We start from the raw sequence: 23,166 nt of genomic DNA on the forward strand, positions 1-23,166 counted from the left end.
AAGGGCAGGGCAGGGAGTTGGCCGCGGCCAACTCGGCCGGCCGCGACGGCTTGACCCCTATTGTTGCCGTAAATCCCGAATCGTGTCACTTTCGATACGCTTTTTGACGCTATGTGACAGAAAAGCGCATCGAAAAGGATTGGGTGTTTTGGACAACATTAGCGTATCAACGACGGACGTGCGGATCGAGCGGCATGCGAACCAGCTTTCGCGCCAACTGAAGCTTCTCCGCGACAAGCTGTTTCCGCCGCTTGCGCAGAAGACGCTGCGCACATTCTCATCCGGCGAAGCCGCCCAGATGATCGGCGTTTCCGATGGTTATCTTCGCCAGCTTTCGCTGGATGGCAAGGGGCCGCAGCCGGAGCTTTCCTCAAATGGTCGACGCTCCTATACGCTGGGGCAGATCAATGAATTGCGCCATTACATGGCGAACCTCAAGCCGAAGGACGCGCTGAGTTACCTCCCGTGGCGTCGCCCCGGCGAAAAGCTGCAGACGGTCGCCGTCACCAATTTCAAGGGTGGTTCGGCCAAGACGACGACGACGCTCTATCTGGCGCAATATCTGGCACTGGAGGGGTACCGGGTGCTGGCGATCGATCTCGATCCGCAGGCCTCGCTCTCCTCCATGCTGGGCGTTCAGCCGGAATTCGATCTGTCAGACGGCGATACGCTTTATGGGGCCATTCGCTACGATGCGGCTCGTAAGCCGCTGAAGGAGATCGTCCGCAAGACCTATTTCGACGGACTCGATCTGGTGCCCGGCAATCTCGAATTGATGGAGTTCGAGCATGAGACGCCGCGGGCGCTCAATGATCGCCAGAAGCCGGCCGAGCTGTTTTTCCGCCGCGTCGGCGTCGCGATTGCCGAGGTCGAGGCCGATTACGACGTGGTGGTGATCGACTGCCCGCCGCAGCTCGGCTACCTCACCCTCGGTGCCGTTTGCGCTGCCACGTCGCTGCTCATCACCATCCACCCGCAGATGGTCGATGTCGCCTCCATGTCGCAGTTCCTGTTGATGACCTCGGATCTTCTCTCTGTGGTTCGCAGGGCCGGCGGCGACCTGCAGCACGACTTCATCAAATATGTCGTCACCCGCCACGAACCCTTTGATGCGCCGCAGTCGCAGATCGTCGCGCTGCTGCGCAGCCTGTTCGGTGACGACGTGCTGACGGCAACCATCCTCAAATCGACAGCAATCGCAGATGCCGGGCTGACGAAGCAGACGCTTTACGAAATTGAGAAGGGGCAGGTGCGCCGCTCGACGTATGACCGGGCGCTGGAATCAGTCAACGCTGCCAATGGCGAGGTTCTTGCCGGCATTCACAAAGCCTGGGGCCGCACATGAGTAGACGCGATCGCCTAAAAGGTCTTTTCGACGATACGGCGCAGGAGTTGGCCGCGGCCAACTACGAGGAGCCGTCTTCGCGCGGATCGGCCGGGCCGGTGCGGACAATGGCGCTGACCCTCGGCCGCATGGAGGAAGAGAGCAGGGCGATGCAGGAAGCTTTGCTCTCCGGCGAGCGCATCGTCGAACTCGATCCCGATCTGATCGATTCTTCCTTCGTCCGCGACCGCCTTGCCGACCATCCGCTCGATCTTGAGGACGAGCTGGTGCAGTCGATTGCCGACAATGGCCAGGAAGTGCCGATCCTTGTTCGGCGACATCCCGAAGTCGGCGAGCGTTACCAGATCGCCTACGGCCATCGCCGGCTGCAGGCCGTCAAGCTGCTCGGACGCAAAGTTCAGGCGATCGTCCGTCAGCTCGACGACACCGATGTCGTTATTGCGCAGGGCATCGAGAATTCTGCGCGCCGGAACCTTTCCTATATCGAACGCGCCGTCTTCGCTCTCAATCTTGAGCTCAAAGGTTTTGAGCGTCCTGTCATCATGAAGGCGCTGTCTACTGATAAGACGGAGCTATCGAAGCTGTTGTCGGTCGCCAGGGCCATTCCGGCCGAGATCATCAGGTCGGTGGGGGCCGCACCCGGGATCGGACGACGCAAGTGGATGGCGCTTGCCCAGGTCTGGAATGGGACCGCGGCGGCGCGGCTTGCGAAGCTTATCGCCTCGGATGGGTTCAGGGCGGAGGAGAGCGACCGCCGATTCGAGCTTCTGGTCGCCGAACTCGCCAGGAAAGAGGCGAAGCCGGAGCCCACCGAATATGACTGGAAGCCGAAGAGCGGCGGCAAGATTGCCGGCCGAATCAGACGCACCGGCAATTCCTTCACGATCGCGTTGAAAACAGGCGATGCGCCGGATTTCGGCGCTTACATTTCACGCCGTCTCGATGAGCTTTACGAAGCCTATCAGGCCGGCAAGTTGCAAGCAGGAGAGTAGGCCGCAAAAGAAAAAAGCCTCCGAACGTTGCCGTCGCGGAAGCCTTTCTCATATCTGGACAATCTGAGAATCGCACTTCCTCGAATCAGTGTCAAGCATCTTCGGCATCCTTTTGGGTGGTAGATTTCTTTTGCCTTGAAAAAAGGTGAGGGACATGGAGCCTCAATATGTATCGACGCCCTTCGGGCGGCGATCGATGACGCTTGGCATGCTGGCAAGTCAGGAAAGCGCTAGCAGGATTGATGCGGACGCATCGGTCGACAAATGGAAGATCTTTCGCGCGCTCTGCGAAGCAAAGAGCATGATCGGCGTGTCCGACCGTGCGCTTGCCGTTCTCAACGCACTGTTGACCTTCTATCCGAAGAACGAGATTGCCGAAGCCAACGGTTTCGTCGTCTTTCCGTCGAATGAGCAACTGTCGCTGCGCACCCATGGCATGGCCGGAACCACGCTACGGCGAAATCTGGCGATGCTGGTGGAGGCCGGCCTGATCATCCGGCGCGACAGTCCGAACGGGAAACGTTTTGCCCGCCGCAACGGCGAGGGTGGGCTCGGGGAAGCCTTCGGCTTCAGCCTGGCGCCACTCCTCGTGCGCGCTCGCGAGATCGAAGCCCACGCGGCGCAGGTGCTTGCCGACAAGCTTGAATGGAAGCGTCTGAGGGAGCGGCTGAGCCTTTGCCGGCGCGATATCGCCAAGCTCATCGAGATCGCGCTGGAAGAGGAAATTGCCGGCGAATGGATCGAGATGCAGCAGCATTTCAATCGCCTTTCGGCAAGCCTGCCGCGCCGTCCATCGGCCGCCGAGATTGAGAGCGTGCTGACCGATCTCGAAGCCTTCCGCGAGCTGATCGTCAAGACGCTGGAATCGAAGACAAAAGCAGAAAAAACAGACGCCAATGACAGCCAAAACGGTCGGCACATACATAATTCAAACCCACACCCCATATCTGAACTTGAACCAAGCTTCGAAACGAAGCAGGGCGCAAAGTCGGAGGAAGAACCGCGGCCGTGGCGGGAGCCACCGAAATCCTTCCCCCTGGCCATGGTGCTGCAGGCCTGCCCCGAGATTGTTGCCTATGGGCCGGGCGGCGGGATCGGCAGCTGGCGGGATTTGATGGCCGCGGCCGTCGTCGTCCGTTCCACCCTCGGCGTCAGTCCCAGCGCCTACCAGCAGGCCTGCGATGTTATGGGGCCGGAAAATGCTGCCACGGTAATCGCCTGCATTCTGGAACGCGGCGGCCATATCAATTCGGCGGGCGGCTATCTGCGTGATCTGACGCGGCGGGCGGAGCGCGGTGAATTCTCGCTCGGTCCGATGCTGATGGCGTTGATGCGGGCCAATGGTCCGATGGCGAGAAAAACCGGATGAACGGCCCAAAAGCTTCGCGCCAGTTGCAGAGGTTAAAGGGACTGTGGATCGGCGATCGGCCATCTTCTTCGCTTCCTTCCCTCGCGCTTTTGTTGAAACAAACCGTTAACCATGTCATAGATGGCGGAAGGAAATAGCTATTTTGCTTCCATTTGTCAAAAACCGTAAAGCTTAACAATGCACTATGATATCGACGGTATAATGCTCCAAACCCTGCTTCCATTGCTTGCCGCCGCGGAGGATGCGGTGGCGCGGCTGGACGAGCGGGTGTTGCGTTCGTCAGTTGGTGAGGGATTTGCCGAACGCAGTCACTTTTTTGATGCCGCTGGTGCGTTATGGGTCGCCGGCGAGCTCGTTCATGTCGAGGATCTCGTTCTGCACGACGCGCATATGGATAGCCGCGCTCCGAGCCACGAGCTGACGATCGCCCATTCGGTGCTGCGGACGCGTCGGCGCATATGGACCGGCGAACCGTCCTGGGCTCTCGGCGCCTCGGGGCTGGCAACGCTGACCGCGACCACAGGGGAAGGGGAGGGCCTCACTCAGGAAGCCAAGAGCCGGGCGGCTGCGGTCGGGGCCGACGATGAGGGCGAGGATGAAGACGCGCCGCTCGCCGCCGAAATGGCCGAGATCGATGCCATTCTTGCCCGCTCGCAGAAGCTCATCGACATCCATACGGGCAAAGCGCTGCCTGGCGAGGCGGCCGCAATATTTCCGGCCAAGCGCAACGATGACCCTCTCGGCCTGCTTGGCGACGAGGAATGGGATGAGGAGCAGCGGCTTGCGGAGTGGCGGTGCGTGCTGCCCCTGGCCGACAACCTGCCGCCGGTTCTAGGCGCCGTGATCCTGTTCGAAGCCTGGGACAGGATCGAGCCGTTGCGGCGTCAGCATTGGCTGGGCGGGCTTCTGGTCGAAAGCTACCTGCGCGCCCGCGGCAAGGTCGCTTCGCATCTCTTTTCCTTTTACGGCGGGCTGAAATTGGTGCGCCACGAGCGGCGTCGGGCCCGTGACCGGGTGACGCGGCTGCAAGCTTTTCTCGAAGCGATGCAGCTGGCTGCGGCGGCTGGCCTCAAGGAAATCGACCGGTTATCGCTGGCCCGCAAGCAAATGGAGCTGCGCTTTCGCGGCCGTCGCTCGAACAGCAGCCTGCCGGAGCTTGCCGATTTCATCCTGTCGCGACCGATGGTGTCGGCAGCGATGATCGCCCGTCAGCTGCGCATCACGCCGCGCGGCGCGCTGAACCTCGTCAACGAGATCGGCATTCGTGAAATCACCGGCCGCGGCCGCTATCGCGCCTGGGGCATCATCTGAAATAAAAACACGGCCGGTTGGACCTCCGGCCGTACCTTTGAGAGTGAGCGCCCGGTCTGCCATCCTGTCACAGATTGCAGACCGGACGCTCTTGCGCTTCCATTGCCCCCAGAAGCGCGGTCCTATTCCCGCTCGCCGGTGAAGTTGAGCAGAAGCTGGAAGATGTTGACGAAGTTCAGGTAGAGCGAGAGCGCACCGAAAACGGCAAGCTTCTGGTTCGATTCCTGATCGTAATTTTCCGAATATTGTTCCTTGATGTTCTGCGTGTCGTAGGCGGTCAGGCCGACGAAGACGACGATGCCGATCACCGATATGGCAAACTGCAGGGCACTCGAACCCAGGAAGATGTTGACCATGGCGGCGATGATGATGCCGAAGAGACCCATCATCAGGAACGAGCCCATCTTCGAGAGGTCACGCTTGGTCGTGTAGCCGTAAAGGCTGGTGGAGCCGAACATGGCCGCGGTGATGAAGAAGGTCTGGGCGATGCTCGTCTTGGTGAAGACCAGGAAGACGGAGGCAAGCGACAGGCCCATCACGGCGCAGAAGGCCCAGAAGGTGATCTGAGCGGTGCTCGCCGACATGGTCTGGATGCGGAAGGAGAAGAAGAAGACGAAGGCGAGGGGCGCGAGCATCACCACCCACTTCAGCGGTGAGCCGAAGATCGGGACATAAAGCGCCGGCGTCGAGCCGACGATGAAGGCAACGATGCCGGTGATGACGAGGCCAAGGCCCATATAGTTGTAGACGCGCAGCATATGCTGACGCAGACCCTCGTCGAAAAGGGCTTGGGAGCCGGCGACGGCTCCATAGCGGGGATTGATCGGGTTCATGCTGATCTCCTCGGTTTGAACTAGTAGAGCGAGCGGGCGAGCCGTTCGGCCGCCTGATCGAGATTGACGCCGCTATCGTCGGCGATCAGCGCATAGGCGACGTCGCCGATCTGCCAATAGGCGGCTTCTGCTTTTTCGAGTGCGAGATGGCTGACCTGCCGGACCTCGAAGGCTCCCGGCCGGACGGCGAAAAGCGACAGCCGTTTTCCATCGGCCACCGTTATCGCCATCTCGACGCTCGGTCCGAATTCGGACGGGAATATCTGCACGTCGGCGATCTTCCAGTCTTTCGGCAACTCAGGCATGACGATCGCGGTGGCGGCGCGGATGTCCTCGGCGCTATAGCTAGTCGGGGTCTGCGAAGGCATCGAGGCGCGAAGGGCCGCGGTCTGATAAGCGCGGACGGCATCCTCGACATAAGCAGGCGCCGGAACAGAAGCCGCCACCTCGGTCGCCGAAAAAGCGCCGAAGGAATTATGCGCCACCCAGCCGGCGGTAACCAGAATGCCGACGGCGGCGATGCGCTGCATGGAATGAAGAATACGGCCATAGGAAAGGCCGCGCTCCAGCCGGCGGGCGGCATCGCGGGTCTCAGGACGGCCGAAGGCATTTTCGCCGGCAAGCGCCAAGCGCAGCTCGCCTTTCATGCTGAGATCGGCCATGACCTTGGCGGCAATCGCCGGATTCTCCGACAGATAGGATTCGACCTGAATACGGCGGGCGACATCGAGCTCGCCATCCACATAGGCATCGAGATCGGCATCGATGATCGGATCAACTGCTTTCATTGCCGCTCCCTCCGATTAATTTGAGATGCGAAACGCGCGGCGTCTTCTCCTCGAATTCGCGCAGTTGCGCCCGGGCACGGGAGATGCGCGACATCAGGGTGCCGATCGGAATACCGAGCGCATTGGCGGCTTCCTGATAGGAAAGGTCTTCGATGGCAACGAGATGCAGCGCCTCGCGCTGTTCCTCCGGCAGGTCGAAGAAGGCGTCGCGCACCTGCTGCAGGCGCACCGCATGTTCCTGGCCGGCCGGCAGCGACTGCTCGCCTTCGATAGCCGCTTCGTCGTGGCGACGAGTGAGCGACCGGTTCCGGCGAAGACGATCGATATGGGCATTGTGCAGGATGGAAAGCAGCCAGGTGCGCAGATTGCCACCGCTTCGGAAGCTTTTTCTCTTCTCTAAGGCGCGCACCAGAGCATCATGCACCAGATCCTCTGCCTCATCCGAGTTGCGCACCAGCGCGCGCGCATAGCGCCGCAGCGCTGCAAGCTGTCCGATGACATCGAAGGGGCGGTCTTTGCGTTCCATGCTTGAGTATACGCAACCGCTGCGGATTTTATTCCCGGCGGCATAAAAAAATGATGCGGGGAAATACCACCCGTCAGCGCATGCCCTTAAATCGGCGATTGTTTATGACAATTACATGACAGATCATCACCCCGCTGATTTGCAGGGGACGATATAGGATGAAGGAAAAGAAGCGGGTCTACGAAGCTCTCGTGGACGGCGCCATGGAAGGGCTGACGAGTGAGGCACTCTATGATTTCGTCAAGGCACGATGCCCGAAAGCCACCAGCAAGAAGATCGTCAGAGCTTCGCTTCTCGCTCTGACCGATCCTCATCTCAAAGACCGCAATATTCTCGACGTGATTTACGCGCTTGCGATCAAGCACCGCCTCGATGAGGGCGTGTTTGACGACGGCGACGAGGACGAGCCCGCCGAACTGGCGCCGTTCCAGACGGTCAGCTAGAGCCTTCCGGCTTTCCCAGGATGGTCAGCGACCGTCCGAGAGCTCTTCGAGAATCGGACAATCCGGTCGGTCGTTGCCATGGCAGGCATGCACGAGGTGCTCGAGGGTGCGGCGAAGCTCCGTCAGCTCGCGGATCTTGCGGTCGATTTCTCCGAGTTTCGTCTCGGCAATGTCCCTGACATCGGCGCTCGCCCGGGCTTTGTCCTCATAAAGCGCCAGCAACTGCCGGCATTCCTCGACGGAAAAGCCGAGGCCGCGCGAACGCTGCAGGAAGCGCAGCTTGTGAACATCGGCCGCAGCATAGTCGCGATAGCCGTTTCCGCCCCTTTCGGGGCGGATCAGGCCGATATCCTCGTAGTAGCGGATGGTCTTCGAAGGCAGGCCGGACCGCTCAGATGCTTCGCCGATATTCATGGCCGTCTCCTATAATTTTGCAAGGCGCAGTCTCAGCGCATTAGCGATCACCGATACCGACGAGAGGCTCATCGCCGCCGCCGCGATCATCGGCGAGAGCAGCAAGCCGAAAACGGGATAGAGGATCCCGGCAGCGACCGGAACGCCGAGCGCGTTATAGCCGAAGGCGAAGCCGAGATTCTGGCGGATATTGCGCATCGTCGCCTCCGCCAGCCGCCGCGCCCTGACGATCCCGTTGAGATCGCCTTTGACCAAGGTGATGCCTGCGCTTTCCATTGCAACATCGGCGCCGGTGCCCATGGCGATGCCGACATCGGCTGTCGCAAGAGCCGGGGCGTCGTTGACGCCGTCGCCTGCCATGGCGATCACCGCGCCCTTGGCGCGCAGTTCCTCGATCAGCGCCTTCTTGCCTTCCGGCAGCACGTCGGCGCGGACCTCGTCAATGCCGAGGCTGTTCGCGACCGCCCGCGCCGTGCGCTCGTTGTCGCCGGTCGCCATGATGATCTTCAGCCCGCTGTCGTGCAGCGCCTTGATGGCAGCTGATGTCGTCGGCTTGATCCGGTCGGCGACGGCGACGAGACCGGCGAGCTTGCCGTCGAGGGTCACGAACATCACCGTCTTGCCATCGCCGCGCAGGGCTTCGGTCTTCTCCGACAGCGCCGACGGATCGACGCCGAGATCGGTGAGCAGCGCCGCATTGCCGAGTGCCACCTTCGTACCGTCGGCTATGCCCTGGACCCCCTTGCCGGTCTTCGCCTCGAAGCCGCTCACCTCCACGAAGGCGGCACCGCGTTCTTCGGCGCCGGCAACGATCGCTTCGGCCAGCGGATGCTCCGAGCCGCGCTCAAGGCTTGCGGCCAGCGACAGCAGCCGGTTCTCCTTGACGCCGCCTGCGGCGACGATGTCGGTGAGCACGGGCTTGCCTTCGGTCAGCGTGCCGGTCTTGTCGACAATCAGCGTGTCGACTTTGGAAAAGCGCTCCAGCGCTTCGGCGTCCTTGATCAGCACGCCTTCGCCAGCGCCGCGCCCGGTCGCGATCATGATCGACATCGGCGTCGCAAGGCCGAGCGCACAGGGGCAGGCGATGATCAGAACGGCGACGGCGGCAAGCAGCGCGTTTGCCAGGCTCGGCTCCGGCCCGATCGCTGCCCAGACGACGAAGGCAAACATGGCGACGGCGACGACGGCGGGCACGAAGAAGGCCGACACCCGGTCGACCGCGCCCTGAATCGGTGCCCGCGAACGCTGCGCCTTGGCGACCATGTCGACGATACGAGACAGCACCGTGTCTGCGCCGACTTTCTCCGCCGACATGACGAGAGAGCCGTTCTTGTTGATCGTGCCGCCGGTCAGCCCGTCGCCCGTCGTCTTCTCGACGGGCAGGGGCTCGCCCGATATCATCGATTCGTCGACCGTCGACTGGCCCTCCAGGACGGAACCGTCCACCGGTACGCGCTCGCCCGGGCGCACGCGCAGCCGGTCGCCGGTCTGGATCTCCTCTACCGGCACGTCCCTCTCGTTGCCATCGGCATCAATGCGCCGCGCCGTCTTCGGCGCGAGGTCGAGCAGCGCGCGGATCGCCGAGCCGGTCCGCTCGCGTGCCTTCAATTCCAGCACCTGGCCGACGAAGACCAGGGCGACGATGACGGCGGCCGCCTCGAAATAGACAGGCACGGTGGCGCCATGGCCGCGAAAGCTCATCGGGAAAAGACCGGGCGCAAGCGTGGCGACCACGCTGTAGACATAGGCGGTGCCGACGCCGAGGCCGATCAGCGTCCACATGTTCGGGCTGCGGTTGACGAGAGAAGCCCAGGCGCGGCGGAAGAAGGGCAGGGCGGCCCACAGCACGACCGGCGTTGCGAGCGCTAGCTCAATATAGGTTGCCCGTGGTTCGCCGATCGCTTCGCGAAGCGGCAGGCCGAGCATCGGCCCCATGCCGAGCGCCAGCAGCGGCAGGGCAAGGCCGGCGCTGACCCAAAGCCGCCTGACGAAATCGAAAAGCTCTGGATTCGGTCCTTCATCGGCCGGAGGAATGCCCATCGGCTCCAGCGCCATGCCGCATTTCGGGCAATCGCCGGGCCGGTCGCTGACGACTTCCGGATGCATCGGGCAGGTATAGAGCGTACCCTTCGGTGCCGGCTTTGCCGCCGGACGGGCGCCGCCGCGATAGGCCGACGGGTCGGCCTCGAATTTGGTTTGGCAAGCGGCCGAGCAGAAGTAGAATTTCTCGCCCTCGAATTTGACGAAGTATTTTGCCGTCGAACGATCAACGGTCATGCCGCAGACGGGATCCTTCGCCGTCAGATAATCCTGCGGCTGAGCCGCAAACTTCGTCCGGCAACTCTCGGAGCAGAAATGATAGACACGGCCCATGTGGTCGAACGAGGGTTTGCCGGCTTGCGGATCGACCGTCATGCCGCAGACGGGATCGCGGATCACCTGTTCGGCGGTCTTCTCCTGATGATCATGGCCGCAATGGCAGTGACCGTTGCCGTGGCTGTGATTGTGATGATGATGGTGGCCGTGTTCGTGCTTGGTATCCATGACTATCTCCTATGCCCGAAGGGCAGTTGGAGAGACTTATCCACCTTCCAGCAACTGGAAGGTCAAGCACTAAATTTAACGATGTCGATTTTATCGAAAACTGCCGCTGCGCGTGTCGCTGTGGTGGCATTGCCCGATTTCTCAGGTCCCGCCCGATCCTCAAATCGGGCTGATCAGACCGAGCGGCTGGCTCCCGAGCAGTGCGGCCACCGAAATGCTGCCTCCCGGCTCGATCGTTTTTCCGGTCACGAGATCCGCCTTCAACCCGTGAAGAGGGGAGGGGACCGCGATCGCTGTTTCTTCCCAGAACTCCGGGCCGGCAAAAAGCACGCCGGGATCGAGCCAGCCGAACATCAGCCGCGGGACGACGGTGATCGCGAATTCGCTGTTGTGCACGCGGGCAAAGGCCAGCACGTGATCACGGCGGCTGCCTGTCGTCTTCAACGGCAGATAGTCACCCCGGGCAAAGAGAACCGGGTGCCGCCGGCGCAGCTGCAGACCGATTGCGATGATACGCTGCTTCAAGGCCGCCGCCTGGAGCTTGGCGATCGGTCCGGCTTCATCAAGCCAGGTCGTCAGCCTGGCATGATCGACCGGCCGGCGATTGTCGGGATCGACAAGACTGAAATCGAAGCCTTCCGCGCCTTGGTAAATGTCGGGAATTCCCGGCGCGGTCAGCTTGAGCAGCGTCTGCGAAAGGCTGTTCACGTACCCCGCCGCAATGAAGGGCTGCAGCACTCGTTCGAAATCTTCCAGAAAGGCGTCATTGTCCGGCGACACCAGCGCCGCTGCATAGGCGGTGATCGCCTCCTCGTAAGCGTCATCCTGTTCGGTCCAGTCGCTTCGTAATTTCGCCTCGCGCACCGCCTTGACCGCGTAATCGGTAAAGCGCACGCGGAGGTCGTCCCCCTTTGCTCTGTCGAATTCTTCCGGCCAGACGCCGGCGAGCGCCTGATACAGCATCCATTCGGTATTCGGTTCCGGCGCTGCACCACCCGGCAGATCCTTCAGCCAGGACAGGTTCATGTCACGCCAACGCTCCACCGCCTGGGCAAAAACGTCCGCGCCCTCGCTCAAGACGTAGAGTCTTGCGCGTGCATCCTCGCCGCGTTTGGTGTCGTGAGTGGAGCTTGCCGAAAGCCCATGCGGCTGCAGCCGCGCCCGCTCGGCCATGCGACGATGGAATCCGTCCGGCCCCTCGGGTGCCTTTCCGGGTTCGCCGCCGACCTCGTTTGCGGCAAGCAGCCTGTTATAGCGGTAGAACAGCGTATCCTCTGTCGCTTTCGCCATGACAGGCCCGCTCAGCTGCTGGAAGCGGATCCGGAATTCGTGGGCCGCGTCACCGTCAATCTTGCCTTCGAGAAGCTTCAGCACGTGATCGAGCGCACGCCGGTCGTCGAGACGCGGCATGACCTGGGATGCGGTCGCGGCAAGGACGGCCGAATCCTGCCAGCTCAGCGGACCGCCGTCGCCATAGGTGCGGTAGACGGGGAATGCGATCAGCAGCTCGCGCACGGCGGTGGCGATTTCTTCCCGGTTTATCTCGGGAAAGATTCCCGCTGCCATCGCGACCAGCCTGCCGGTCTCGCCGGCAAAATTGCGCTCGACCATCTGTCGTTTGGCTAGCCGCCGGCCCTCCTCGAGATCGCCCGCCTCGCCGGCGAGGCCGCGATAGGCACCGTCCAGTATCCGCAGGCCGCCGGCGTCGATGAAGAGCTCGCCGAGGGCGGCGATGAATTCATATCCGGTGGTTCCGGCAACCGGCCAGCTCTCCGGCAGGACCTCGCCCGCCCCGAGGATCTTTTCGACAACGATATAGGTGTCGGTCCCGACTGCTGCCCTCAGCCTGTCGAGATAGGCCGTGGGTTCGGCAAGTCCGTCAACATGGTCGATGCGCAGGCCCTGCACCTTGCCATGGCGCACGAGTTCGAGCACCAGCCGATGCATGTCCTCGAATACCTGGGGATCCTCGACGCGGGTGCCGACCAGTCCGGTCACCTCGAAGAAGCGACGGTAACTCAGATGCCGCGCCGCTTCCTTCCAATGGATCAGCCGCCAATGCTGCTCGTCATGCAGGCTCCTGAGGAATTCGCGATCGGTCGAGGCGTCCTCGAGTTTCTCCCGAAGGACCGCCCGATCGCCGCCCTCGAAGAGGATGTCGCGCAGCGCGCGGGCGAAGTCCTCGCCTGACGTCACGGCCGCGGCCTCTGCCATTCGCGTTGCGACCGGATCGCCGAGCCGGTTCGCGATCGCGCCGTAGCTGCCGGGTTTGAGGGGCAATAGCGTCGGAAAATTGGCCAAGGCGAAATTGCCGTGCGTCTCGTCGAGCACGAGGCGCAGTTCGCCTGATGCTAGCGCCTCTTCGAAATCCTGGCCGAGCTGCGGCAGTGTCAGCGGCTCGCTCCAGTCGATATCGAAATGACTGGCATAAGCGCTTTGCGGACCGAAGGCCAGCACGTCCCGCCACCAGGCGTTCTCAGGCGAAGCGGCCATATGGTTCGGAACGATGTCGAGAACCAATCCCATGCCCGCCGAGGCGAGGCTTTCCGTCAGCCGGTCGAACCCCGCGCGACCGCCAAGCGCCGGATCGATCTCATTGGCGTCGATGACATCATAGCCGTGAGTCGAGCCGCTGACAGCGGTGAAGATCGGTGAGGCATAGAGATGGCTGATGCCGAGCGTCTTGAGATAGGGAACGAGGTCGCAGGCACCATCGAAGGTCATGCCGTTGCGGAACTGTATCCGGTAGGTCGCTGTCGGAAGAGTCATGAGGCCGTCTGACGTTGGAGGGAGACCTTTTCCAACGGTTGTCGGACTAATTTGGTTCCTTCAGTCGATGAAAACGCCGACACTTGCGGCGCGTCCGGCTGAATCGATGACGGTCAGTTTCGAATAGCCGCCGCCGTCGGGCAGCCATTGCTGGGTGCGCCGGCGCGAGAGATCGGGCAAGGGCTTGCCGTTGGCAAGCCAGCGGAAGGGCGCGCGGCCACCTTGCAGCTTCAACAGCAGCGGCGACAGGTCGCCCGCTTTCGCGCCGAGATCGATATGAGCGCCCTCGGGCGGATAGACGATCAGCGGCGCTGGCTCGCGGCCGGAAGCGACGAGCAGGCCGCTGGCATTCAGCGCAAAACGCCGCTGGCTGATCGGCAGCTCCGACTGAGCGATGCGCACGGCGCCTGCCGGCGGGCGGGGCAGGGGCGTGGTGGCGATGCCGGATTTGGCGAAAGCCTCGAACAGGATCGGCGCGGCGGTGCCATAGCCGGTCAGACCGGGCACGGCGCTGTTATCGGGCCGTCCGACCCAGACGCCGAGCACATACCGGCCGTCATAGCCGACCGACCAGGCGTCGCGATAGCCGTAGCTCGTCCCGGTCTTATAGGCGATGCCGCGCTGCGGCGCGCCGGCGGGGGGAATGACGCCGGAGAGGATATCGGCGACGTTCCAGACCGCGACCGGTTCCAGCAGCGGTTCGCCGTCGAGCTTGCCCGGTGTGCCGGTGACACCGTCGCCGAGCCGTGCCGGCTGGCCGCGGTTGGCGAGCGCCGTGTAAAGCTGCACCAGATCCTTCAGCGTGATGCCGACGCCGCCGAGACCGATCGCCAGTCCGGGCGTTTCATTCGGCGGCAGGGCCGGACGCACTTCGGCGCGGCGGAAGCGCACCAGCAGCCGCGACGGCCCGACGGCGTCAAGCAGCTTGACGGCCGGCACGTTCAAGGAGAGCTGCAAGGCCTCGCGCACGGTGACATCGCCTTGGTAGCTCATGTCGAAATTGCGCGGCCGATAGCCGAAGAAATCGGCCGGCCGATCTTCGATGATCGTCTCCTGGGAAACGAGGCCCTGCTCGAAGGCAAGCCCGTAGATGAAGGGCTTCAGCGTCGAGCCCGGCGAGCGGTTGACGCGGGTCATGTCGATCCAGCCGGAGCGGCTGGCGTCGAAATAATCAGCCGAGCCGACTTCACCGACAATCGCGCCGGTCTGCGCATCCGCCATCACCATGGCGAGTGAAAGCTTCGGCCCTAGCTTCGTCGTCGCTGCGCGCGCCACGGATTCTAGCCCCTGCTGCACCTGCTTCTTCAACGTCGTCTGATGCTTGAGGACCAGAGGCTCCTTGCGCAATGCGGCTTCGCCGATATGCGCGGCAAGGGCAGGCAGTTGCAGGCGCCGCGGGGGAATGGCGACCGTTTCGGCCCGTTCCGCCTCGCCGTCGCCGACGGCCTCGGCCACTGCGACGCGGTCGAGCACGCGCTTGCGCGCCTCCTGCGCGGCCTTGAGATTGCGGTCCGGCCGACGCCGTTCCGGCAATTGCGGCAGGGCGACCAGCAGCGCCGCCTCGGCCACCGTCAGGCGGCGCGGCTCCTTGCCGAAATAGGCAAGGCTTGCGGCGCGCACGCCCTCGAGGTTGCCGCCATAGGGCGCATGCGTCAGATAGAGGTCGAGGATCTCTTCCTTCGACAGCCGCCGTTCGATCTGCACGGCGCGTGCGAGCTGCAGAAGCTTTGCTGAAAACGAGCGTTCGGCGCGCGGCTCGATCAGCCGGGCCACCTGCATCGAAAGCGTCGAGGCGCCGGAGACGATGTGACCGTTGCGGACGAACTGCAGGCTGGCGCGCCCGAGCGCCCAGATATCGATGCCGCGGTGATCGTAGAAACGCTGATCCTCATAGGCAACAAGCATGCGCAGAAATTGCGGATCGACGTCGGCGACCACAGTCTTCAGCCGCCAACGGCCCTCCGGCGTCGCGAAAGCGCGCAACAGCTGCCCATCGGCATCCAGCACCTCGGGTGAAACCACAGCCGCCTTGTCGAGCGGCGGCGGAAAGGCCCGGTCGGCGGCTTCGAGCGCGAGGAGAGCCGCGCCGGCAAGAAGGATGCCGGCGGCGGAGCCGATCGCGAGCTTGTGCCACAGCCTCATTTTTGCGCTGCTACGACCTCCATCTTGCCGGTCGCCGTGCGGGCCGAAAGCTCCGGCCGGTACATGTCCTCGACGCTTGCCGCCGGATGGTCGTAGGTGCCGGGGGTGACGGCGCGCACGACATAGGCGACGTTGAATTCACGCTCGTCGCCCGGCGCGCGGTTGAAGGCGGCGACAAAGCGGTCATAACGGAACTCGGTATGGGCGGCTGATATTTCGCCGATCCAGTCGAAATTCGTCATCTGGGCGCTGTCGACGAGATTCGGATTGTCGATCTCGAAGCCGGCCGGCAGAAGGTCGGTGATGACGATGCGCGATTGCCAGTCATTGGTCTCGCGCACGTGGATTACGACCACGTAGCGCTCGTTCTGCTTCGCCTCGCTGATATTGGCCCCCTCGCCGTCAAGCGTGTAATAGCTGCGCTCGATGAGGAAGCCGTCGCCGCCGGCCGGCAGCGGCACGGTGGGGGCGGCGACTGTGGTGACGACAGCGGAGACGGAGTCGTTCGTTTGGTTGGTCAGCGTCAGCGGATGATCGGCGAGCGCATCGCCGGTCATGCGTGCCATATAGGCGCCGCTGTGGGCGGCGCCATTGACATCGATCTTCAGACCGTCATCACCGCCCTGGAGGGCGCGCGCGGCAAGCAGCATCCAGGCCTCTTCCTGGGTGCTCTTATATTTGCTGCGGCCCCATTCCTTGGCAACGGCCTTGGCGAGATCCGGGATGACAGGCGGTACCGGCCGGCTTTCGGCGGCGAGCGCCAGGATCGCCGCACCGTCGCGCAGGATCGTGCCGTAATCGGTGCGTGACAGGTTGACGCGCGACACCATCGATTGCTGCGACATCTGCAGCGCGTCGATGAAAATATTCTTCGAACGCTGGGCGTCGCCATAAAGCGCCAGTGCGGCGGCGATATGCGCCTTGGCAAGCGGCGTCGGGAAGTCGTTGATCATCGTGTCGGCATAATAACGCAGATCGCTGATCGCGGCCTTCTTGTTGCGGGCGAGAACATAGATGGCATAGGCGATCTGGTCGCCCTGGCCCTTGATGTCGGTGGTGTAGGAGAGCGTGTTCTGCAGGTTTTCGAGCGCCTGCACGAAGGCTTTTTCCGGCACGTCATATTTCATTTCGCGGGCCCGCGTCAGGAAATCGGTGACGTAGGAATCGAGCCAGACGTCGCCGGAATCCGGACCCCAGAGGCCGAAGCTGCCGGCCGAGGCCTGGTAGGAGAGCACCCGATAGATCGCGTCCTGCACTCTGCTGTGAACGTCGTCATCATTTTCGATGCCGGCCTGTTTCGCCACTTCGGCGAAGTAGAGCAGCGGTAGCGCCCGGCTGGTGGTCTGCTCGGCGCAGCCGAAGGGGTAGCGGTCGAGCGTCATCAGCAGCGCCGGAATGTCGAAGGCCGCCGAACGGGTGACGTTGACGCTGATCGAGGCGCCGGGCAGCACGCTGTCGGCCAACAGGTTCTTGTCCACCGTCAGCTTGGCGCCCGGCTTCAGCGCCAGCACCCTGCGTTGGGTGATCGGCAGGGATGAGGGGCGCACCGGCACGTCGACGACCTGGTCGAGTGAAAGGCCGGAGGCGTCCGAAAGGTTGATCGAGACGCTGCCGGCGCCCGGCTGATTGCCGATGAGCGAAAGCGTCAGTTCGGATTTCGCGCCGGCTTCGAGGCGGATCGTCTGCGCGGCGGATGCTGCTTCGATGCCGACTGCGTCGTTGCCGGTCAGCTGCAGCTTGTAGTCGCCTGCCGGCGCATCGGTATTGGCGATGTCGAGGCGCAGATTGGCCTTGTCGCCGGGAGCGAGGAATTTCGGCAGGCTCGCCGTCACCACCACGGGATCGCGGATGATGACGTCCTTGACGCCGTGGCCGACGCCAGTCTTCGACCAGGTGACCGCCATGACGCGCGCCGTGCCGTTGAACTGCGGAATGTCGAAGGAGACCTTCGCCTTGCCCTCGGAGTCGAGCTTGACCGGGCCAGAGAAGAAGGCGACAAGCTTCTGCGTCGGCGGGCTTGCCTGCAGCGCAATGGCGCCACCGTCGCCGCCGGTCCTGAGCTTGCCGGTCGCGCCGAGCGAGCCGTCGATCAGCCTGCCATAGAGGTCGCGGATCTCGAGACCGAGCTGACGCTGGCCGAAATACCAGTCTTCGGGATTCGGCGGTTCATAACGCGTCAGGTTGAGAATGCCGACATCGACGGCGGCAACCGTCACGTAGGCATCCTCGTTGGCGCCGGCGCCGGTTACCTGCAGGCCGATATCAAGCGGCCCGCGCGGCAGCATCTTTTCCGGCGTATCGATCTTTACCGCAAGTGCACGCTGTTCGGGATCGACCTTCAGCCATTTTATGCCGATCGAGCGCATCGGCATGTGGCTGTCCTGCGCGTCGCCTGGGCGGAAGAGCGTCGCCGTGACATAGGCGCCGCCGCCCCAGTCCGCCGTGACCGGGATGTCGATCTCGCCGCCGGTCTCGCCGATCGTGGCGTTCTCTACGGCCACGAGCTCTTCGGTTCCGGTCGTCACCATCAGTTCGCCGCCATAGTGCGACGTGATTTTCAGCTTGGCTGTTTCGCCGATCTTGTAGCTGTCCTTGTCGAGGGCGATTTCCAGGCCGTCCGGCGTTTCGGTCGAGGTCGAGGCAACGAACCAGCCGGCGTCGAATTCGACGCTGGACGTCGGGCCGTCGGCATCAGGGCTTTCCACTTCGAGGCGGTAACGGCCCCAGGTTACCGGCACGGAAATCTTGCCGCCATCCATCGTCGCGTCGACGCTGCCGTTGGAAATCTGCTCGGCGGTATAGACCGGCTCGTATTTCCAGGCCGTCCCTTCGCGGTACCATTGGTATTCGCGGTTGAGGCTGTAGAACTTCCAGCGCAGGCCCTTCATCTCCTGCTTCTGTCCGTTAGCATTGACGCCGATCACCGTGAAATTGGCGATGGAATTCTCGGGCAGCTCGTCGGAAAATTCCGGCTTGATACCGATCGAGGCGCGCTCGTTCTTAACCGGAAGGACAAGCGAGCGCTCGATGGCACGCCCGCCTGCTTCCTGCATGCGTATATAGACGGTGGCGTTGAGCAGCTGCGTCGTTGCCGGCAGGTCGCTGACGGTGAGGTCCGTCGAAGCTTCGCCGTTTTCGTCGAGTTCTGGCAGTCCTTCGATCGGTAGACGCGAATCCTCGTTCGCCTCCTCGTCGGCAAGCCCGAAGAGGTAGCCCTTATAGGCGGCGCTCTCACGCGTGGGCTTGACGACGACGTCGCCCTCGAGCGTCAGGCCGACGGCCGGCGCGCCATAGAGATACTTGCCTGAGATGGCGATGTTCGCCGGCGTATCCGGGCCGATCTCCTTGGCTTCGGTCTTGATCTCCATGTCGGTGCGATCGGGCACGAAGTCGTCGACGAGGAAACTTTTGCTGGCGATCGCGCTGCCCTTCGGATCGGTGTAGATGTTCATCGTCCAAGTGCCGCGCATGGCGTTTGCCTGGGTGGTGAAATCGACGGAATAACCGCCGAGATTGCTGGTCTGGCTGACGATCCGGCGGTCTTCGACGCCATCAGGGCGGCTGAAGATGAAAGTCAGCGGCAGATTCTCGATGGCGTTGCCGTCGGTGTCGCGGGCAAGCGCCTGAGCGTGGACCGTTTCGCCGGCGCGATAGATGCCGCGTTCGGTAAAGGTCAGCACGTCGATCGCGCCGGGTGAGGCGCGGCCGGTGACGCCGCGGTCGGAGAGATCGAAGCCGGCGCGCGTCATGTCGAGGAAGACGTAGTCCGAGGCGCCGTTTTTCGCGGTGATGACGGCGGGCGTCAGGGCCGCCGTGCCGCGGATGAGGCCGGCAGTGAAGGTGGCGCGGCCGTTCTCGTCGGTGGTGGCGGTGCCGAGCACTTCATTGTTCTTGGCAAGTAGCTGCAATTCGACGCCCGATATCGGCTTGGCCGAGGCGAGCGAACGGGTAAAGACATTGAGCCCGTCGGTGCCGGCATAGGTGGTGACGCCGATGTCGGAGACGAGGAACCATTGCGTCGCCTGCGAATCCCACTCCTGCGTCGGTCCATTCGGCGCCGTCGCCGTCATCACGTAGATGCCGGGCTTGCGCTCGGGCAGCGCCTCGTCGACGGGGAAGCTGGTGATGATGTCCTTGTTGAGCTCGTTGGCGATGTCGATCGAACCCTGCCAGACGAGTTCGCCGCTTTGATCCTCGATATTCTGGGCGCTGTAGCCGTCGAGCTGGCTCAGGAACTGCGAGTTGGTCAAGAGCGGCGCGATGGCGCGATCGCCGATACGGTAGAGTTTGAGATTGGCGGAAGTCAGGTTGACCGAAACGATCGGGATGCCGCGGCGCGCCGTCGAGGGCAGCACGAAGCTGTCGCCGGTGAAGCGCACCATCTGGCTGCGGTCCTTGATATAGACGTCGATGGTAACAGGTGCATCGAGCGTCTCGTCGACCGATGACGGCAGGCCGTTGCGGAAGGCGATCTTGTAGGTCTGGCCGTGCGTCAGGCCCTCGACGCAGATCTGCTTATCCTTGGTTTCGACCGCCTTCGGCGCCTCGCCGTTCAGCGTCACGAAGGGCGTGTAGTCGGTGGTCTTGATCAGCGCCTCCGAGAAGGTGACGCAGGCCCGCGGCGTGGCGCTGTCGGCGTCGACCGTGTGTTCGGTGATGCGGAAGCCCTGCGTCGATTTCAACTGCAGGTAAGCCGCCTGCACATCCTCGGAGGCAACCAGCGCCAGACTCGCCTTGTAGGCGTCGAGCGCCGCGCGGTAATTTGCGTTTCGATCCAGGGCGTCGGCGAGGACGGCGAGCGCCTCCGCGCGCTTGGGCTTGGTGCGCGTCAGCTCGTAGCCGTTCAGCGCGTCGAGCACGGCCTGGCCTGATGTGTTGGTCTCGGCGCTACCGAGCGAAGCGGCGGCGCGGGCGGTTTCCAGCCAGAGATCGGCGTCGTCAGGGGTGATCGACAGCGCGCCATGGAAGGACTTCAGCGCGTCGGCCAGATTGTTGCCGGTGAGATCGGTGCGGGCATTGGCCGTCAGGCTGTCGACGCCCTGGCCCTGCTGGTCGTCGGCAAGCGCGAGATTGTCCTTGAAGTCGTGAGCCTGCTGAATGAGGTCGTTGCTCAGGAAGCTCAGACGCGGCGCGGCGCCGAGATCCGGCTCCTGCTTGGCTGATGTCTCGACGATCTTGCCGGCGACGGCGCCGGGGAAGGCGTTCATCGTCTTGAAATCGGACTTCAGGAAGCACCATTTCACCTTGGGATTGTAGGTGAAGGCCTTGCAGCTCTTGTCGCCGATGCAGGAGGTCTTGCATTGATCGAGCGAGACGTTCTGTTCGGTGCGAAGATCGAAGCCGAAGAAATCGGCATCCTTGATCGTCTGGATGTCACGCTTGGTCTCCGCAGCGGCGACCGGAAGACCGACGGCGATCGCGGAAAAAAATGCGATGGTGGCGAAAGCAAAGAACGAGCGCACGGACATAGGTTCCCCCCGGAATGCTGGCTCAGATCGGCGGCACTCTCCTCACTCCTCACGAGATTGTCAACTCAACTTGAGCGCTGTTTCGCGTTCAAGCACACGCTTTCATTTAGTTGTCACATCGGCGTGAGTGAACGTCTTGTGATTTGCCGCTTTTACAAGGATGAGCAAGGATTTGAGCGACCCTCAGGAGGTAGCGCGATGCCCATCTCTTCCAACCTTACCTCGCTCCTCGTCACTGTCGTCGTCTCGCTCGGCGCGGGCATGGCATGTGCCGCTGAGGAAGCGGTCGTCATTCCGCCGCCGACCATTGACGAAACCGCCGGGTCCGCTACTGAAACCGCCATTTTCGCCGGGGGATGTTTCTGGGGCGTCCAGGGCGTCTTTCAGCATGTGAGGGGCGTCGAGAGCGCCGTTTCCGGTTATGCCGGCGGCGAGGCTAAAACGGCACAGTACGAAACCGTCAGTACCGGTTCGACCGGTCACGCAGAGGCCGTCGAGGTGAGGTTCGATCCGAAGAAGGTGAGCTACGGCAGGTTGCTGCAGATCTTCTTCTCGGTGGCCCACAACCCGACGCAGCTGAATTTTCAGGGACCGGATCGGGGCACCCAGTACCGCTCGGCGCTGTACGTCACCGCTCCCGAGCAGCGAGAGGTGGCCGAGCGCTATATCGACCAGCTCGACAAGGCGCACGTCTTCCCGCAGCCGATCGTCACCAAGGTGTCCGAGGCCGCCGGCTTCTATCCCGCCGAGGCCTATCACCAGGATTTCCTGACGCGCAATCCGACCTATCCGTATATCGTCTACAACGACCTGCCGAAGATCGAGAATTTAAAGTCGCTGTTTCCCACCGACTACCGCAGCCAGCCGGTGCTCGTCGGGAAGACCAAGGGCTGATCTGAGCCTGCTCGGTTTCGGGGCCGATGCCGGTGAACCGGATCGCAGCCGCTTAAGGCATGATGTCGATGGGCGTATGATCGGGAACGCGAGCCCAAATATCGCGCATCTCCGCATCGGTCACCGCAATGCAGCCATCCGTCCAGTCCCACAGGCGATGGATCCCTCCGAGCAGGCCCCAGCCATTGGGCAGCCCGTGGATCATGATGCTGCCGCCGGGCGGATAGCCATTGACTTCAGCCTCATGCTGGTGATTCGGATTCGGATAGGAAATGTGCAGGCTGAGATGCGCCACGGATTTGGGATTGCGCCAGTCTATCTCGTAGCGCCCTTCCGGTGTTTTCTCGTCGCCTTCGCGTTGCTTGGGACCCGCATCGGCAGCACTTCCAAGGGAAATCTGATAGGCCGAGATTGCAGCGTCGCCTCTGAAAAGGACCATGCGGCGTTCGGACTTGTAAACGCGAATGAGGTCGGCGCGTTGCTCCGGAGGTGCATCCGCGGGCGGCAAGCCCGAGCCGATTCTGGCCATCACTTTGGTATAGGCGAACAGGCTGACGGCCACGATGAAAAGGACGATAAGTTTGGTTCGCAACGTGATCCTCAATCGCCCAAGCCGATGGAATAATCCGATCGTATCATTTGCCGCTCTCATCCAGAAGTAGGCAGGTAAAATTCAAATGATTAAGCGGCGGGTTTTGTTTTTGCGGCTTTTCCTGTTAAGAATTTATAAACGTTAACAACATGTTAAATGGCGAGAATCGCGTTCCACCGCGGAACATATCGCCAGGTTCCCCGTTACGACAATGAGTTTCGGCAGGGACAGACTGCCGAAGCGGCTCCTTCTTTCGAAGTATATGCGTAACAAGAGGACGGATCATGGCCACCAATGTCGTGCGGCGCTACCAACAAGATGATCTCATGAAGCAGAGAGTGTTGATCGTCGAAGATGAATTCCTGATCGCGCTCGATCTCGGCGCGACGGTGGAAGGCATTGGCATGCAGGTCGCCGGCCTTGCGAATGACCGCGAACAGGCGCTGCGGCTGGCGCCGTCCGCCGATATCGCCTTCGTCGACGTCAATCTCGCCGATGGCCCGACCGGGCCTGAGCTTGGCAGGCGGCTGGCGGAAGAGCATGGTATCGCCGTCGTCTTCATGACGGGCAATCCCGAGACCGTCGCCGACGGCGTCAAGGGAGCGGTCGGCGTCGTCCAGAAGCCGGTGATTCCTTCGCTTGTCGAACAGCTGTTGAAATATCTTGCGGCGCGCCGTGTCGGCATGTTTGCGGTCGTGCCGGCGCAGATGACGGTTTTTAGGTGATCACAGGGTGT

16 protein-coding genes are annotated in these 23,166 nt (G+C 62.5%); 7 read left to right on the plus strand and 9 right to left on the minus strand.

Annotated elements, in window-relative coordinates; genetic code table 11:
- Nucleotides 1-148: 148 nt before the first annotated feature.
- The 4 genes from repA to ACQ7C1_RS15950 all read left to right on the plus strand — a co-directional run bounded on the left by repA (nucleotide 149) and on the right by ACQ7C1_RS15950 (nucleotide 5,017).
- On the plus strand, nucleotides 149-1,345 hold the full coding sequence (repA, locus tag ACQ7C1_RS15935; RefSeq protein WP_085781242.1) for a plasmid partitioning protein RepA: 1,197 nt from the start codon (nucleotides 149-151) through the stop codon (nucleotides 1,343-1,345).
- Entirely contained in the window at nucleotides 1,342-2,337 is a 996-nt protein-coding gene (repB, locus tag ACQ7C1_RS15940) for a plasmid partitioning protein RepB (protein ID WP_430958968.1), read from the plus strand. Before repA ends, repB begins: the two co-directional genes overlap by 4 nt.
- A 154-nt stretch (nucleotides 2,338-2,491) precedes the next feature.
- On the plus strand, nucleotides 2,492-3,706 hold the full coding sequence (gene repC, locus ACQ7C1_RS15945; protein ID WP_430958969.1) for a plasmid replication protein RepC: 1,215 nt from the start codon (nucleotides 2,492-2,494) through the stop codon (nucleotides 3,704-3,706).
- Nucleotides 3,707-3,883: 177 nt separating this feature from the next.
- The gene (locus ACQ7C1_RS15950; RefSeq protein ID WP_430958970.1) at nucleotides 3,884-5,017 is read left to right on the plus strand and encodes an RHE_PE00001 family protein; all 1,134 of its coding nucleotides are present in this window, start codon (nucleotides 3,884-3,886) and stop codon (nucleotides 5,015-5,017) included.
- 122 nt (nucleotides 5,018-5,139) lie between these two features.
- On the opposite strand, the gene ACQ7C1_RS15955 is transcribed toward ACQ7C1_RS15950, so the two are convergent.
- From ACQ7C1_RS15955 to ACQ7C1_RS15965, 3 genes are read right to left on the minus strand one after another with little or no spacing between them, the layout of a single operon-like run.
- Nucleotides 5,140-5,850: a Bax inhibitor-1/YccA family protein gene (locus ACQ7C1_RS15955; RefSeq protein ID WP_430958971.1), complete on the minus strand. Its 711-nt coding sequence runs from the start codon at nucleotides 5,848-5,850 to the stop codon at nucleotides 5,140-5,142.
- Nucleotides 5,851-5,870: 20 nt separating this feature from the next.
- The gene (locus ACQ7C1_RS15960; protein ID WP_430958972.1) at nucleotides 5,871-6,638 is read right to left on the minus strand and encodes an anti-sigma factor family protein; all 768 of its coding nucleotides are present in this window, start codon (nucleotides 6,636-6,638) and stop codon (nucleotides 5,871-5,873) included.
- On the minus strand, nucleotides 6,625-7,164 hold the full coding sequence (locus ACQ7C1_RS15965) for a sigma-70 family RNA polymerase sigma factor (protein ID WP_430958973.1): 540 nt from the start codon (nucleotides 7,162-7,164) through the stop codon (nucleotides 6,625-6,627). Before ACQ7C1_RS15965 ends, ACQ7C1_RS15960 begins: the two co-directional genes overlap by 14 nt.
- 158 nt (nucleotides 7,165-7,322) lie before the next feature.
- Here ACQ7C1_RS15965 and ACQ7C1_RS15970 point away from each other — a divergent pair, with 158 nt between their 5' ends.
- Nucleotides 7,323-7,607, plus strand: a complete 285-nt coding sequence (locus ACQ7C1_RS15970) for a hypothetical protein (RefSeq protein ID WP_430958974.1) — start codon at nucleotides 7,323-7,325, stop codon at nucleotides 7,605-7,607.
- 24 nt (nucleotides 7,608-7,631) lie between these two features.
- Here ACQ7C1_RS15970 and cueR read toward each other — a convergent pair whose 3' ends face one another.
- The 5 genes from cueR to ACQ7C1_RS15995 all read right to left on the minus strand — a co-directional run bounded on the left by cueR (nucleotide 7,632) and on the right by ACQ7C1_RS15995 (nucleotide 20,944).
- Nucleotides 7,632-8,021 (minus strand): Cu(I)-responsive transcriptional regulator, encoded by a 390-nt coding sequence (cueR, locus tag ACQ7C1_RS15975; protein ID WP_064808024.1) that lies wholly within the window; start codon nucleotides 8,019-8,021, stop codon nucleotides 7,632-7,634.
- A gap of 9 nt (nucleotides 8,022-8,030) precedes the next feature.
- Entirely contained in the window at nucleotides 8,031-10,565 is a 2,535-nt protein-coding gene (locus tag ACQ7C1_RS15980; RefSeq protein ID WP_430958975.1) for a heavy metal translocating P-type ATPase, read from the minus strand.
- A gap of 159 nt (nucleotides 10,566-10,724) precedes the next feature.
- On the minus strand, nucleotides 10,725-13,334 hold the full coding sequence (gene treY, locus ACQ7C1_RS15985) for a malto-oligosyltrehalose synthase (RefSeq protein ID WP_430958976.1): 2,610 nt from the start codon (nucleotides 13,332-13,334) through the stop codon (nucleotides 10,725-10,727).
- A 60-nt stretch (nucleotides 13,335-13,394) separates the two neighbouring features.
- A complete protein-coding gene (gene pbpC, locus ACQ7C1_RS15990) occupies nucleotides 13,395-15,476 on the minus strand; it encodes a penicillin-binding protein 1C (protein ID WP_430958977.1) in 2,082 nt (693 codons plus the stop codon).
- A complete protein-coding gene (locus ACQ7C1_RS15995) occupies nucleotides 15,473-20,944 on the minus strand; it encodes an MG2 domain-containing protein (RefSeq protein ID WP_430958978.1) in 5,472 nt (1,823 codons plus the stop codon). The genes pbpC and ACQ7C1_RS15995 overlap by 4 nt, the downstream gene beginning before the upstream one ends.
- Nucleotides 20,945-21,142: 198 nt before the next feature.
- On the opposite strand from ACQ7C1_RS15995, the gene msrA reads away from it, so the two are divergent.
- Nucleotides 21,143-21,838 (plus strand): peptide-methionine (S)-S-oxide reductase MsrA, encoded by a 696-nt coding sequence (gene msrA, locus ACQ7C1_RS16000; protein ID WP_430958979.1) that lies wholly within the window; start codon nucleotides 21,143-21,145, stop codon nucleotides 21,836-21,838.
- Nucleotides 21,839-21,890: 52 nt separating this feature from the next.
- Here msrA and ACQ7C1_RS16005 read toward each other — a convergent pair whose 3' ends face one another.
- Nucleotides 21,891-22,430 carry a L,D-transpeptidase family protein gene (locus tag ACQ7C1_RS16005; RefSeq protein ID WP_430958980.1) on the minus strand — a complete coding sequence of 180 codons (540 nt, stop codon included), beginning with the start codon at nucleotides 22,428-22,430 and terminating at the stop codon, nucleotides 21,891-21,893.
- Between the two features lie 284 nt (nucleotides 22,431-22,714).
- On the opposite strand from ACQ7C1_RS16005, the gene ACQ7C1_RS16010 reads away from it, so the two are divergent.
- The gene (locus ACQ7C1_RS16010; RefSeq protein ID WP_430958981.1) at nucleotides 22,715-23,155 is read left to right on the plus strand and encodes a response regulator; all 441 of its coding nucleotides are present in this window, start codon (nucleotides 22,715-22,717) and stop codon (nucleotides 23,153-23,155) included.
- Nucleotides 23,156-23,166: the final 11 nt, after the last annotated feature.

Source organism: Rhizobium sp. Nf11,1, assembly GCF_050587665.1.
Classification (GTDB): domain Bacteria; phylum Pseudomonadota; class Alphaproteobacteria; order Rhizobiales; family Rhizobiaceae; genus Rhizobium.